The sequence below is a fragment of the Streptomyces sp. H51 genome (assembly GCF_035656535.1).
Taxonomy (GTDB): Bacteria; Actinomycetota; Actinomycetes; order Streptomycetales; family Streptomycetaceae; genus Streptomyces.
Genome location: NZ_JAYMHD010000067.1, coordinates 149225 through 162369, shown reverse-complemented (window position 1 = coordinate 162369; position 13145 = coordinate 149225). Strand labels below are relative to the sequence as shown.

General features: G+C 71.9%; 13 protein-coding genes. 6 read left to right on the top strand and 7 right to left on the bottom strand.

What is annotated here, in order from left to right; genetic code table 11:
• Positions 1-5 precede the first annotated feature (5 nt).
• Complete coding sequence (locus VKA29_RS24050; protein WP_324788107.1) at positions 6-287, top strand: gas vesicle protein K; 282 nt, start codon at positions 6-8, stop codon at positions 285-287.
• A gap of 55 nt (positions 288-342) precedes the next feature.
• Here the strand turns inward: VKA29_RS24050 and VKA29_RS24045 are convergent, their stop codons facing one another.
• A complete protein-coding gene (locus VKA29_RS24045; RefSeq protein WP_324788028.1) occupies positions 343-513 on the bottom strand; it encodes a hydrophobic protein in 171 nt (56 codons plus the stop codon).
• A 41-nt stretch (positions 514-554) separates the two neighbouring features.
• Positions 555-1376, bottom strand: coding sequence for a class I SAM-dependent methyltransferase (locus VKA29_RS24040; RefSeq protein ID WP_324788027.1), 822 nt, complete (start codon positions 1374-1376; stop codon positions 555-557).
• A 236-nt stretch (positions 1377-1612) separates the two neighbouring features.
• Here VKA29_RS24040 and VKA29_RS24035 point away from each other — a divergent pair, with 236 nt between their 5' ends.
• A complete protein-coding gene (locus VKA29_RS24035) occupies positions 1613-2269 on the top strand; it encodes a histidine phosphatase family protein (protein WP_324788026.1) in 657 nt (218 codons plus the stop codon).
• A gap of 238 nt (positions 2270-2507) precedes the next feature.
• A complete protein-coding gene (locus VKA29_RS24030) occupies positions 2508-4127 on the top strand; it encodes an ABC-F family ATP-binding cassette domain-containing protein (protein WP_324788025.1) in 1620 nt (539 codons plus the stop codon).
• Positions 4128-4230: 103 nt separating this feature from the next.
• Here VKA29_RS24030 and VKA29_RS24025 read toward each other — a convergent pair whose 3' ends face one another.
• Positions 4231-5346: a Vms1/Ankzf1 family peptidyl-tRNA hydrolase gene (locus VKA29_RS24025; RefSeq protein WP_324788024.1), complete on the bottom strand. Its 1116-nt coding sequence runs from the start codon at positions 5344-5346 to the stop codon at positions 4231-4233.
• 57 nt (positions 5347-5403) lie between these two features.
• On the opposite strand from VKA29_RS24025, the gene VKA29_RS24020 reads away from it, so the two are divergent.
• Complete coding sequence (locus VKA29_RS24020) at positions 5404-5682, top strand: DUF6158 family protein (protein ID WP_324788023.1); 279 nt, start codon at positions 5404-5406, stop codon at positions 5680-5682.
• Positions 5683-5871: 189 nt separating this feature from the next.
• On the opposite strand, the gene VKA29_RS24015 is transcribed toward VKA29_RS24020, so the two are convergent.
• Positions 5872-6414, bottom strand: a complete 543-nt coding sequence (locus VKA29_RS24015; RefSeq protein WP_324788022.1) for a type 1 glutamine amidotransferase domain-containing protein — start codon at positions 6412-6414, stop codon at positions 5872-5874.
• 44 nt (positions 6415-6458) lie between these two features.
• Here VKA29_RS24015 and VKA29_RS24010 point away from each other — a divergent pair, with 44 nt between their 5' ends.
• A complete protein-coding gene (locus VKA29_RS24010) occupies positions 6459-7586 on the top strand; it encodes an IS110 family transposase (protein WP_324788021.1) in 1128 nt (375 codons plus the stop codon).
• A 5-nt stretch (positions 7587-7591) separates the two neighbouring features.
• Here VKA29_RS24010 and VKA29_RS24005 read toward each other — a convergent pair whose 3' ends face one another.
• Entirely contained in the window at positions 7592-7984 is a 393-nt protein-coding gene (locus tag VKA29_RS24005; protein WP_324788020.1) for a DUF2795 domain-containing protein, read from the bottom strand.
• A gap of 207 nt (positions 7985-8191) precedes the next feature.
• Between VKA29_RS24005 and VKA29_RS24000 the strand changes: the two genes are divergently transcribed.
• A protein-coding gene (locus tag VKA29_RS24000; protein ID WP_420718548.1) for an IS3 family transposase occupies positions 8192-9444 on the top strand; the annotation gives its coding sequence in 2 pieces (ribosomal slippage) (positions 8192-8471 and positions 8471-9444; 1254 coding nt in all).
• 176 nt (positions 9445-9620) lie between these two features.
• On the opposite strand, the gene VKA29_RS23995 is transcribed toward VKA29_RS24000, so the two are convergent.
• Positions 9621-12044 (bottom strand): DUF4118 domain-containing protein, encoded by a 2424-nt coding sequence (locus VKA29_RS23995; protein WP_324788018.1) that lies wholly within the window; start codon positions 12042-12044, stop codon positions 9621-9623.
• Positions 12045-12538: 494 nt separating this feature from the next.
• Complete coding sequence (locus tag VKA29_RS23990) at positions 12539-13057, bottom strand: hypothetical protein (RefSeq protein ID WP_324788017.1); 519 nt, start codon at positions 13055-13057, stop codon at positions 12539-12541.
• Positions 13058-13145: the final 88 nt, after the last annotated feature.

Here is a 13145-nt window from a genome sequence, read left to right as displayed (position 1 = left end):
TGGACCTGGAGCCCCGCAACCGGCTTGACCTGGAGCCCGACACCGTAGAGCGCGACCTCGTCAAGCTCGTCCTGACCGTCGTGGAACTGCTGCGGCAGCTGATGGAACGCCAGGCCCTGCGCCGGTTCGACACCGGCGACCTGAGCGAGGACCAGGAGGAGCGGATCGGGCTCACGCTGATGCTCCTCGACGACCGCATGACCGAGCTGCGCGAGCGCTACGGCCTGCGGCCCGAGGACCTGAATCTGGACCTCGGGCCGCTGGGACCGCTGCTTCCCCGGGAATGAATCCACCGGGACAATCCGGCCCGAATGAATCCACCGGGACAATCCGGCAGTCACCTCACCACCGATACCAGCGCCCCCTCCCGCCGCTGGCCGTCGTGCTGCGCATCAGGAATCCCAGAAGCCACACGACGAGAAGGGCGAGTGCTATCCACCACAGGGCCTTCACCGCGAATCCCGCGCCGAAGAGGATCAGCACCAGAAGCAGTACGAGCAGGATGGCAACCATAATGAACCTCCTGCTCGGCCGGGTTTCCAGGAAACCGTGTTTCAGGCGTCCTTGCGGCAGAGGATTTCCCCGTGCAGGACGCAGAACCACCCGTCCTCCCGGGCGCCCCACTCCCGCCACGCGTCCGCCGCGGCGCGCAGCTGCTCCGCGGTGGCGTGACCGCCCGCGGTGGCCTGCTCGGCGTAGGCCGACGCCACCGTCCGGTCCGCCCACAGGCCGCTCCACCACGCCCGCTCCTCGGCGGTGGAGAACGTCCAGGTCGATGAGGTCGCGGTGATGTCGCTCAGCCCGGCCCGCACCGCCCACGCCTTGAGCCGGCGTCCGGCGTCCGGTTCGCCGCCGTTGGCGCGGGCCACCCGGTGGTAGAGCTCCAGCCAGTCGTCCATCCCGGCGGACGCCGGATACCAGGTCATGGCCGCGTAGTCGGAGTCGCGGACGGCGATGAGACCGCCCGGCCTGGTCACCCGCCGCATCTCCCGCAGCGCCCGCACCGGATCGCCCACGTGCTGCAGCACCTGGTGGGCGTGCACGACGCAGAACGTGTCGTCCGGGTAGTCCAGCGCGTGGACGTCGGCGACGGCGAAGCCGACGTTGCCCAGGCCGCGCTCGGCGGCCGTGGCGCGGGCCCGCTCCAGCACCTCCGGCGCCGCGTCGACGCCGGTGACGTGCCCGTCCGGGACCAGTTCGGCCAGGTCGGCGGTGATGGTGCCGGGTCCGCAGCCGATGTCCAGGATCTTCATGTGGGGCTTGAGCGAGCCGAGGAGGTAGGCCGCGGAGTTGGCGGCGGTCCGCCAGGTGTGCGAGCGCAGCACGGACTCGTGGTGCCCGTGCGTGTAGACGGCGGTCTCCCGCGGCTTCGGCATGGCTGATCCCCTCTCGTCGTACGGCCCTCGGGGCTTCGGACCCCGGCGGCCGGTACCCGTCACGGTACGCGTGCATGCCGAATGATGAGACCCGCGTTTCGCCATGTGGACCGACGGTTCGTCGGTACGGCTCGTCGGTACGGTTCGTGCACCGGCCGGGGCGGATCCCGTGCGGGTACGCTGAGTCGGCCGTTGCCGCTCACGGCGGGCGGTGACCGACACGCGGAGGCCCCTGGATGCGTCTGCTCCTCGTCCGGCACGGCCAGACCCCCACCAACGTCCGGGCGCTGCTCGACACCGCCGCCCCGGGCCCCGGCCTGACCGCGCTCGGCGAGCGGCAGGCCGCCGCGCTGCCGAAGGCGCTCGCCGGCGAGGACATCGACGTCCTGTACGCCTCCACGCTGGTCCGCACCCAGCTCACCGCCGCCCCGCTGGCCGCGGTGCGCGGCCTCGGCGTGGTCGTCCGGGAAGGCATCCGGGAACTGTCCGCCGGCGACCTGGAGATGCTGCCCGGCGACTCCGAGCATGGGGCGCTGTACCTGAGGACGGTGTTCGCCTGGGCGGCCGGGGACACGCGGCTGCGGATGCCGGGCGGCGAGACCGGAGCCGAGGCGCTCGCGCGGTACGACGCCGTCGTCGCGGAGGCCGCCCGCAGCGGGGCCTCCACGGTGGCCATGGTCAGCCACGGCGCGGCGATCAGGGTGTGGACCGCGGCCCGCGCCGACAACGTCGACGTCTCCTTCGCCGCCGCCCGCCCCCTCGCCAACACGGGCGTCGTGGCCCTGGAGGGCTCCCCGTCGGACGGCTGGACGGCGCTGACGTGGGCGGGTGCGGCGGTGTCCCCGGCCGGCGACGGCGGCCCGGCGGGACGGCCGGTCCCCGAGGCCGGATGAGTGCCCGGACAGCCGGACAGCCGGACAGCCGGACAGCCGGACAGCCGGACAGCCGGACAGCCGGACAGCCGGACAGCCGGACAGCCGGACAGCCGGACAGCCGGACAGCCGGACAGCCGGACAGCCGGACAGCCGGACAGCCGGACAGCCGGACAGCCGGACAGCCGGACAGCCGGGCGAGCGCGAGTCCGGATAAGCGTTTGCCCCGGTGAGCGTACCGCCCGCACAATGCCCTCCCATGGGACATCTGGAAGCCGCGCACCTCGAGTACCACCTCCCCGACGGCAGGACGCTGCTCGGTGACGTGTCCTTCCGGGTGGGCGAGGGGGCCGTCGTCGCCCTCGTCGGACCGAACGGCGCCGGCAAGACGACCCTGCTGCGGCTGATCTCCGGCGAGCTGAAGCCGCACGGCGGGAGCGTCACCGTCAGCGGCGGCCTCGGCGTGATGCGCCAGTTCGTGGGCTCCGTGCGGGACGAGACGACCGTGCGCGACCTGCTCGTGTCGGTCGCGACGCCCCGCGTCCGCGACGCCGCGCGCGCCGTCGACGAGGCCGAGCACGCCATCATGACCGTCGACGACGAGGCCGCCCAGATGCGGTACGCGCAGGCCCTCTCCGACTGGGCCGAGGCACGCGGGTACGAGGCGGAGACGCTGTGGGACATGTGCACCACGGCCGCGCTCGGCGTGCCGTACGAGAAGGCGCAGTGGCGGCTGGTGCGCACCCTCTCCGGCGGCGAGCAGAAGCGGCTCGTGCTGGAGGCGCTGCTGCGCGGCACCGACGAGGTGCTGCTGCTCGACGAGCCCGACAACTACCTCGACGTGCCCGGCAAACGCTGGCTGGAGGAGCGGCTGGGCGAGACCCGCAAGACGGTCCTGTTCGTCTCCCACGACCGTGAACTCCTCGCCCGCGCCGCCCAGAAGATCGTGTCCGTGGAACCGGGCCCGGCGGGCGCCGACGCCTGGGTGCACGGCGGCGGCTTCGCCACCTACCACGAGGCCCGGCGCGAACGCTTCGCCCGTTTCGAGGAGTTGCGCAGGCGCTGGGACGAGAAGCACGCCCAGCTGAAGAAACTCGTGCTGAGCCTGCGCCAGGCAGCCACCGTCAGCCACGAACTGGCGTCCCGGTACGCGGCGGCCCAGACCCGCCTGCGCAAGTTCGAGGAGGCCGGGCCGCCGCCGGAGCCGCCGCGCGAGCAGGACATCACCATGCGCCTGAAGGGCGGCCGCACCGGCATCCGCGCCGTCACCTGCGAGCAGCTCGAACTCACCGGCCTGATGAAACCCTTCGACCTGGAGGTCTTCTACGGCGAACGTGTGGCCGTCCTCGGCTCCAACGGCTCCGGCAAGTCGCACTTCCTGCGCCTGCTGGCCGGCGAGGACGTGGCGCACACCGGCCGCTGGAAGCTCGGGGCGCGCGTCGTGCCCGGCCACTTCGCGCAGACCCACGCCCACCCCGAGCTGCGGGGCCGGCCGCTGCTGGACATCCTGTGGCAGGAGCACTCGCAGGACCGCGGCGCCGCCATGTCGCGGCTGCGCCGCTACGAACTGACCGCCCAGGCCGAGCAGTCCTTCGACAAGCTCTCCGGCGGCCAGCAGGCCCGCTTCCAGATCCTGCTGCTGGAACTGGCGGGCGTCACCGCCCTGCTGCTCGACGAACCGACCGACAACCTCGACCTGGAGTCCGCGGAAGCGCTCCAGGAGGGCCTGGAGGCCTTCGAGGGCACCGTCCTCGCGGTCACCCACGACCGCTGGTTCGCCCGCTCCTTCGACCGCTACCTGGTCTTCGGCAGCGACGGCCGGGTCCGGGAGACCCAGGAACCGGTGTGGGACGAACGACGGGTCGAGCGGGTGAGGTGACGGCCGACGGGCCGAGGAGGCCCGGTACCCGCCGACCGCCGTCCGCGGGGTTCGGAGCGCTGGGACCAGCGTCCCGGAGCGCTAGGACCAGCGTCCCGGAGCGCTAGGACCAGCGCAGCAGCGCGCCGAGTCCGCCCACCGGCGCCTCCTCCCGGGCCGCCCCGGCAGCCGGGGTGACCGACAGCGCGGGGGCTCCGGTGGCCACCGCGGACCGGATCAGCGCGTCGTCCGCACGCGCGGACCAGGAGTGCTGCTCGCCGAGGATCCGCAGGTCCGTACGGCGCACCGCCAACTGGTCCGGGTCCTCGCCGATCCACACCTCGCGGTGCGCGTCCGGACCGTCGGGGAGGATCAGCAGCTCGTCGATGCGGTGCTCGCGGGCGGCCTCGACCAGTGCGGGCACGCCCTCCACCGCCGTGCTGCGCCCCTCGGCGTCCGGATGGCGGGCGGCGTGGAAGCGCTCCAGCTCGCGGGTGGCCCGCCGCCGGACGTGCTCGGCGCGCGCCTGCTGGACGTCCTCGTCCAGCAGCCGGCTGCCGATGCCGTGCGGGGCGTCGACGACCAGATCCGCGAGGCGCCCGGGCAGCCGCTCGCGCACGGCCCGCCGCGCCCGGTCGTCCCCCACCAGGATCAGCAGGTCGGCCCGCGTCTCCTCCTGTGCGACGGCGAGCGCGTCGGCGATCTCGCCCGCGTTGTGCTCCCAGGTGTTCTCCACCTTCAGCTGGAACTGCCGCTCCGACCAGTCGACCGTGCTCGTACGGTGCACCGGCCACTGGCGTCCGGAGACCGAACCGGCGTCCCGCCGGTCCAGCGCACTGCGCAGCTCGAAGTCCGCGCCCTTGCGGTCGATGTACGCCACCACGCACACCGGGTCCTCACCGGCCAGCTCCAGCAGCGGCGCGGTGTGCGGCAGCGGCGCCCAGCGGGCGCTGTCGCGCCGCGGGGGTCGGGCCAGCGGCGGGTCCAGGACCACCCCGCCCGCGCGCGCGAACAGGGCCCGCCCGGGCGGCTCGGGGGAGAGCCGGAGCTCCTCCAGCGCCTCTCGCACCGCCCGGCAGGTCGCATCGTCCGCCCCCTGTCCGGACAGCTCCCGGGCCAGGGCCTCGGCCGTCAGCCGCCGCTCGTGGGAGGCGTCCTCCGTGTGCCGTGAGGTGTCGACGTACACGGAGGCCCAGGGCCCGGGATGTTCGTACAGTGGTTGCAGAAACGCGAGATCCATGGCTCCCTCCCGGATATCGCTCGCGGGTAGTGCTCACCGGGCGGGTACCCGGACCTCATGGACGAACACGACGAGCGGGTAGCCACCATGACCGGAGTCGAACCCAGTCGGCTGGACGACCAGCAGCTCATGAAGGAGCTGGAGACGATCCACCGCACGCGTCACGACACCCTGCTGTACGGCTCGAACGACGCGCTGCGCACCCACAACGAACGCATGGCCCAGCTGGAGGGCGAGTACCTGCGCCGCAACCCGCGGCGTCCGGTCGCCGCCGGCCGCACACGGGAAGGGGCCCGGGAACGCAAGGGCGGGGAGTCGGCGGCTCCCCGCGGCTGAACAGTGTTGGACAGCCTTGAACAGAGCTGAACAGAGCTGAACAGTCGGCACCGCCGGACCCGGACACCCGGACACCCGGATCGCCGTCGGCCGAGCAGCGGCCGGCGGCGATCCGGGCTGTCGTCCGGGCTGTCGTCCGGGCCGGCCGTCCAGGTGTCGTTCCGGGCCGGCCGGCGTCCGTGCCGTCCGTCAGTCCGCGTCTTCGGAGAACACCCGCAGGAACGCGTCGCAGAACGCCTTCAGGTCGTCCGGCTTGCGGCTGGTGACCAGCTTGTTGGGGCCGTGGTCACAGACCTTGACCTGCTCGTCGACCCAGGTGCCGCCCGCGTTGCGGACGTCGGTCCGCAGGCTGGGCCAGGACGTCAGCACCCGGCCGCGCACGACGTCCGCCTCGATGAGCGTCCAGGCGGCGTGACAGATCGCCGCGACCGGACGGCCCCGGTCGAAGAAGTCCCGGACGAACGCCACGGCCTTGTCGTCCATGCGCAGGAAGTCCGGGTTGGCGACGCCGCCCGGCAGCACGAGGGCGCCGAAGGAGTCGGCCGAGGTCTCACCCACCACCTCGTCCACGGGGAACGTGTCCGCCTTGTCGAGACGGTGGAACGCCTGCACCTTCCCGGACCTCGTCGACACGAGCACGGGTTCGTGGCCCGCGTCGCGCGCCGCCTGCCAAGGGTCGGTGAGTTCGATCTGCTCGACGCCCGCGGGTGCGGTCAGGAATGCGATGCGCATGATGATTCGGGTTCCTTTCGTCGCGGGTCTCGTACCCGGCGGCGGTGGTCGACGAGACCGGCGCGACGCTGTGGTCGAAGAAGATCGACAACGACGAGTCGGCGATCCTGACCGCGCTCGGCGAGATCCTCGACCTGGCGGACGAGGTTCACTGGGCGGTGGACATCTCCGGCACGTCCTCCGCGCTGCTGGCCCTGCTCGCGGTCCATGGCCAGCGAGCCGTCTACGTGCCCGGCCGCACCGTCAACCGCATGTCGGGCGCCTACCGGGGCGAGGCGAAGACCGACGCCCGCGACGCCTACGTGATCGCCGAGACCGCCCGCCACCGCAACGACTTCGCCGCCATCGATGTGCCCGCCCAGCTGGCCGCCGACCTCGCACTGCTGACCGCCCACCGCACCGACCTCGTGGCCGACCGGGTACGGATGATCAATCGCCTGCGCGACGTGCTGACCGGCGTCTTCCCCGCACTGGAGGGGGCCTTCGACTACAGCTCGCACAGAGGCGCGCTCGTGCTGCTGACGGGCTACCAGACCCCGGCCGCCATCCGCCGCCGCGGCCGGGCGAGGCTGACGGCCTGGCTGGCCAACCGCAGCGTCCGGGGTGCAGATGCGGTGGCCGCGACCGCGCTGGAGGCCGCGCAGGCCCAGCAGACCGCGCTGCCCGGCGAAGACATCGCCGCGCAGATCGTGGCCGACCTGGCCGGGCAGATCCTGGCCCTGGACGACAGGCTGAAGCGGATCGACCAGCAGATCCGCGAGACATTCCGCAGCCATCCGCAGGCGGAGATCATCGAGTCCTTGCCTGGCATGCGCCCGATACTCGGGGCCGAGTTCGTGGTGGCCGCTGGTGACCTGTCGGCCTACACCGGCCACCTGGCCTCGGCGGCCGGGCTGGTGCCCGTCCCACGCGACTCCGGGCGCCGGACCGGCAACCTGCACCGGCCCAAGCGCTACAGCCGCCGCCTGCGAAGGGTGTTCTACATGTCCGCTCAGACCAGCATCATCCGCGAGGGCCCGAACCGGGACTTCTACCTCAAGAAGCGCAGCGAGGGGTGCACGCACGTCCAGGCAGTCATCGCACTGGCCCGCCGACGAGCCGGCGTGCTGTGGGCGCTGCTGCGTGACAACCGAGCCTTCACCTCCGCCCCGCCGGTCACGCGGGCGGCTTGACTTCGTCATTGAGACTCCTCGCGCCCGCTCGAGACCACGGCCTCGGCCAGCTGCTGGACGGTGCTGAACCGCGCGGTGCGCGGCAGCCGTTCCACCGCCTCGACCACGGTGTCCGGCGCGTACACCCGGCGCAGCGCGCGGGCGAGCTTGTGCGCGTCCGCGGGGAACACCTGACGGCCCAGGAGGCGGGCCAGCTCCAGACGGACGGCGCTCAGGGAGGCCGTCGAGCCGCCCGGTGCCACGGGCCCGCCCGCGACCTCCGGGTCGTCGTCGGCGGTGGGTTCGGGGTCGTGCCACTCCTCGGTCCGGGTGGGGCGCCCGGACCTGAGCAGACCCTGCAGTTCGTGCTTCATCTCGTCGTCGCGGTGGACGCTCAGCCGGTCACTGCCTCGTTGCATGACTCCCTCCACATCTTCGGGGGTCAGCTCCGCGTACCCGCGCACCGGAGGGCGACACCGGGGTTCGCGCGCCGAACCTTCGCCGTCACCCTCCGGCAGATCCGACCGCCACGGTGATCGGGAAGACCGGGACCGGGCGAGTCGGGGTGGGCGGCAATGAATCGCCCCGTGTCAGGTGGAGGCTCGATTCCGTGAAAGGATTGAGCCATGGCACGACCCTCCCGTTACCCGTTTGAGCTGCGCCGCCGTGCGGTGCGCATGATCGCCGAGGTCCGCGGCGACTATCCGAACGAGACGGCCGCCCTGCAAGCGGTGGCGGACAAGCTCGGCATCGGTTCCCGTGAGACGCTGCGGAACTGGGTCAAGCAGCACGAGATCGACGCGGGACAGCGGCCGGGGACGACGACGGAGGAGTCCGCCCGGCTCAAGGCGCTGAAGAAGGAGAACGCCGAGCTCAAGCGAGCCAACGAGATCCTCAAGGCCGCGGCAAGTTTCTTCGCGGCCGAGCTCGACCGGCCACACACGCGCTCGTAGCCTTCATCGACGAGTACCGGGACCGCTTCGGCGGGGTCGAGCCGATCTGCAAGACACTCACCGAGCACGACTGCAAGATCGCCCCTTCCACCTACTACGCCCACCACAAACGCCTCCAGGCGCCCTCCGCCCGTCGCGTCCGCGACGCGGAACTCAAGGAGAAGATCAAGCAGGTCTACACGTCCAACTACCGTGTCTACGGGGCCCGGAAGATCTGGCGCGAGCTGAACCGGCAGGGCCATCCGGTCGCCCGCTGCACGGTCGAGCGCCTGATGCGCGAACTCGGCATCCAGGGCGCGGTCCGCGGCAAACGCGTCATCACCACGATTCCCGGCGGACAGGTGGAGCGAGCGCCCGACCTGGTCGACCGTGACTTCGTCGCCGCCGCGCCGAACCGCTGCTGGGTAGCGGACTTCACCCACGTGAAAACGTGGTCCGCGGTCGTCTACCCCGCCTTCGTCGTGGACACCTTCTCACGCCGGATCGTCGGCTGGTCAGCGGCCACCGTGAAGGAGACCGTCTTCGTCCTGGACGCCCTGGAGATGGCGATCTGGCAACGAGACCGCGACCAACGGCCGGTGAAACCGGGCGAGTTGATCCATCACTCGGATGCCGGATCGCAGTACACATCGTTCAAGCTCGCCGAACACCTCGAGACCGCCGGCATCGCCGCGAGCATCGGATCCGTCGGCGACGCGTACGACAACGCCCTGATGGAATCGACGGTGGGCCTTTACAAAACCGAGCTGATCAAGCCTCGACGGCCCTGGAAGACGCTCTCCCAGGTCGAGCTGGCCACCGTCGAGTGGGTCGACTGGTACAACCACCGGCGGCTCCACGGTGAGATAGGCCACGTCCCGCCGGTCGAGTACGAAGCCAACTACTACACCGAACTCACGAAACCACAGGTCACAACCACAATCTGAGATCTCTACCGAACCCGGGACGGTTCAGTGGTGGTCAGGCTCTCCGTAGGTGACCGCCGGGACCTGCCCGTCTCAGCTGCCTTCGTCGAAGCCGACCACCTCGATGTCCGGGCTGTCCACACGCTTCTGCGCGTGGGTCTGAAGTGACCCCTCAGGTCGGGTCGCCCGGCGCGAGGTCATGGGCGCGTGGAGGCGGCCGGAAGGGTGAGCGTCACCGAGAACAGCCGCCCGCGGTCGTCCGCCGCCTCGAGCGTGCCGCCCATCGCTTCGGTCAGGTCCCGGGAGAGCCGCAGTGTCAGGCTGTCGGGGCGCGGGGCGCCGTCGGGGCCGCCCGTCAGGCGGATGCGCAGTCGGCCGTCGAGGACTTCGGCGGTCAGTGCCGGCGGCCGTTGCGGCGGACTGTGGCGCAAGGCGTCCGCCGCGAGGGCGGTCAGCAGCCGGGTGAGGAGCGCGGCGTCTGCGATCACGTCGGGTTGCTGTTCCGGCAGCCGGACCTCGATGGTGCGGCCACCCGGCCCCAGGTCGTCCAGTACGGCGGTCAGTACCTCGTCGAGGTCGACCGGGCGCAAGTAGAGGTCGAGGGTCCCGCCGTGCAGCCGGTCGAGGTCGGCCAGGTCGGCGACGACCTGAGCGGCGCGGCGGATCGACGCCTGAGCCGTGTCGGTGTCGCGCCGGGCGAGGGCTTCTTCCGCCGTGCGCAGCCGCTCCCGCAGATCGCGGTCGGCCGCCCGGATCAGGGAGGCGTGGGTGCGTTCGGCGGCGGCGAGGGTGTCGGTTTCGGCGGCGTGCCGGGCGAGCCTGCCGTGCAGATGTGCCATGCCGAGCTGTGCCGCGCACGCGCCGAGGATCCGCTGGTCGTCGGTGGCCAGGCTGCCACGGGCCGCCAGGGTCAGGTTGTCGCTGACGGGACTTTCGACATCGGCTTGGTACGGCTGCTCCGGCGGGTCCGCACCGGCACTGGCGACCACGTACCAGCGGGGACCGGGTGATGCTTTGGGGTCGCGTTCGAGCAGGCTGGCGGCGGTCAGCCCGAAGGTCTCCCGCACTTGCTCGATGAGGGTCGGCAGGTCCCGTCCGTGCATCATGGCGCTCGCCAGCCGGCTCAGCACCTGCGCCTCCCATGTGGCGCGTACGGCCTGCCGGGTGCGCCGCGCGGCCGCGTCGGTGGCCGCGCCGACCAGGGCCGCGGTGACGACGAAGCCCACCAGGGCGAGGACTTCGCCGCCGTGCTCGACCCGCAGTGAGTGAACAGGCGTGGTGAAGTAGTAGTCGGCGAGCGCTGCCGCCGCGATCGCCGCTGCCAGCGCCGGGACCAGCCCTCCGACCAGGGCTGTGACGACGACGGCGACCAGGAAGACCACCAGCACCCCGGACAGGTCGAGCCGGGTGGCGGGGGCCGTCAGGATCAGGGTCAGCGCGGGCAGCAGCAGCGCCGCTCCCGCTGTCGCGATCCAGAACCGGCGTGGCCCGGCGCCTCGGCCCGGACCCGGTTTCCGCGTCGTGAAGGCGGAGCCGGCCGCCTCCTCGTGGGTGACCACATGAACGTCGATGGGGCCCGAGCCGCGGATCGTGCGATGCCCCACTCCGGCGTCCAGCAGCAGCGACAGTCGGCCGCGGCGGCTGGCGCCGAGCACGATCTGGGTGACGTTCTCGGCCCGCGCGAACTGCAGTAGAGCCTCGACCACCGACTCGCCGGTCGTCTGGTGGTAGGTGCCGCCCAGCGACTCCACCAGAGCCCGCTGGGCCGCGAGGGCCGCCGGATCGGCGTGGGTGAGGCCGTCGGCCGGCACGACGTGCAGCGTCAGCAGTTCGCTGCCCGGGGTGCGAGCGGCGATCCGGGCCGCTCGGCGGATCAGGGTCTCGCCTTCCGGACCGCCGGTCAGCCCTACCATGATCCGCTCGCGGGTTTCCCAGGGTGCGGCGATGCCGTGCTCGGCGCGGTAGCGCTGCAGGCCCTCCTCCACCCGGTCGGCGAGCCACAGCAGCGCCAGTTCGCGCAGTGCGATGAGGTTGCCCACCCGGAAGTAGTGGGTGAGAGCGGCCTCGATACGGTCCGGCGGGTAGATGGCGCCGTGCGCCAGGCGGCGGCGCAGCACCTCGGGCGGCAGGTCGACCAGCTCGATCTGGTCGGCTCGGCGGGCCACCTCGTCGGGCAGCGTCTCGCGCTGGCGCACTCCGGTGATCTGCCGGACGACGTCGTTCAGCGACTCCAGGTGCTGGACGTTGAGCGTGGTGACGACGTCGATCCCGGCATCGAGCAGTTCCTCCACGTCCTGCCACCGTTTGGCGTTGCGGGTGCCGGTGCCGGCCACGTTGGTGTGGGCGAGCTCGTCCACCAGGGCGACCTGGGGGCGGCGGGCCAGCACCGTGTCGAGGTCCATCTCGGTGAACTCCGCTCCCCGGTGGGTCACCCTGCGCCGCTCCACTGTCTCCAGGCCTTCGGCCATGGCCGCCGTCGGCCGCCGCCCGTGCGGCTCGACGAATCCCGCGACGACGTCCGCGCCGGAGGCACGCAGCCGCTGGCCCTCTTCGAGCATGGCGTATGTCTTCCCCACGCCCGGGGCGGCCCCCAGGTAGATCCGCAACCGTCCACGCGCCATGCCCGTGCTCCCGGCGGCTCGTCGCGCTCACCTGCTTCGCGCTTTCCCTCCATGGTGGACCTGGCACACCGGCAGTGCTCGGACGGTCTTCGACACAGGCCATGGAGGCCGATGATGACGGACCAGCCTGCTGGGCCGAGGACGCCGAGCCGCAGTGGCAGGTGCAGACCAGGCCCCAGACGACCGGGCCGGAGTTGGACACGGCGGCGATAACCCGGTTCGGCACCGTCAGGTTGCGGGCCCCTCCAGCAACGGCGCGACGAACAAGACACAGCTGACCATCGCCACCTGCGCGGGTGCCACCGGCCAGCGCTGGACGCTCCCGTCGTCCTGAAGCCGAAGCGCACGAGGGCGGCGCTTCCGAGGCCGTGGTGGGCGAAGGCGTCGTGGCCCATCAGATGTGCAAGGACGGTGGAGCGGCGCATGTAGTCCAGGGCGCGCGACTGTCCGGAACGCAGCAACGCGGCGCAATGTAAGGCGGAGGCCCTCTGCCGTCAGGGAAGCCCCGAGGTCCGAAGCACTGCCTCGATCGTCTCGTCGTCGATCTGATGCCCCAGGCGCTTCATGACGTCAGCTCCGTGGCGGAGCGTTCCGCGTTCGAGGGAGCGGCGGACGCCCGTGTCCAGTTCGTGCCAGAGCAGCGGGTTGGCGGTGAGGACTCGGGGGTCGAGTTCCAGGGTGTGGCCGTGGGTGTCCCGCAGGACCAGGTGGGAGGAGACGCCGTCGTACTGCCGTACGGCTGTCAGCGCGTCCGTGTGGATCACTCGCCTGCGCCAGGGGGTGCGTACCGCCAGCCAGCCGCGGCCTGCGCTTACCCGTGGCGGCAGCAGGACGGCACACACGGCGGCCGACAAGGTGACCCACAGCAGGGCACGGAGGGGCGTCAGGCTTTCCGCGTCCCAGTCGATCAGGAGGCTCATGGCGAAGAAGATCAGGGCCCAGCTCACCGCGAGCCGGGCGCTGCCACGCCAGTGGCGGTCGCCGGCCGAGCCCGCCGGTCCGCTCCGTCGCATGGCGCTGACGCTAGGCGCCCCTGCGGGGGTCGGCGACTGTCGCTAACGGGGTCCTAGCGCTGCACGGGCGAACCTTGACGGGATCCTG

Coding starts and splice junctions, on each gene's coding strand:
- VKA29_RS23995 (WP_324788018.1), bottom strand. CDS start 12,044: ATGGCGCGTGGACGGTTGCGGATCTACCTGGGGGCCGCCCCGGGCGTG.
- VKA29_RS24045 (WP_324788028.1), bottom strand. CDS start 513: ATGGTTGCCATCCTGCTCGTACTGCTTCTGGTGCTGATCCTCTTCGGC.
- VKA29_RS24030 (WP_324788025.1), top strand. CDS start 2,508: ATGGGACATCTGGAAGCCGCGCACCTCGAGTACCACCTCCCCGACGGC.
- VKA29_RS24040 (WP_324788027.1), bottom strand. CDS start 1,376: ATGCCGAAGCCGCGGGAGACCGCCGTCTACACGCACGGGCACCACGAG.
- VKA29_RS24025 (WP_324788024.1), bottom strand. CDS start 5,346: ATGGATCTCGCGTTTCTGCAACCACTGTACGAACATCCCGGGCCCTGG.
- VKA29_RS23990 (WP_324788017.1), bottom strand. CDS start 13,057: ATGCGACGGAGCGGACCGGCGGGCTCGGCCGGCGACCGCCACTGGCGT.
- VKA29_RS24035 (WP_324788026.1), top strand. CDS start 1,613: ATGCGTCTGCTCCTCGTCCGGCACGGCCAGACCCCCACCAACGTCCGG.
- VKA29_RS24005 (WP_324788020.1), bottom strand. CDS start 7,984: ATGCAACGAGGCAGTGACCGGCTGAGCGTCCACCGCGACGACGAGATG.
- VKA29_RS24015 (WP_324788022.1), bottom strand. CDS start 6,414: ATGCGCATCGCATTCCTGACCGCACCCGCGGGCGTCGAGCAGATCGAA.
- VKA29_RS24020 (WP_324788023.1), top strand. CDS start 5,404: ATGGACGAACACGACGAGCGGGTAGCCACCATGACCGGAGTCGAACCC.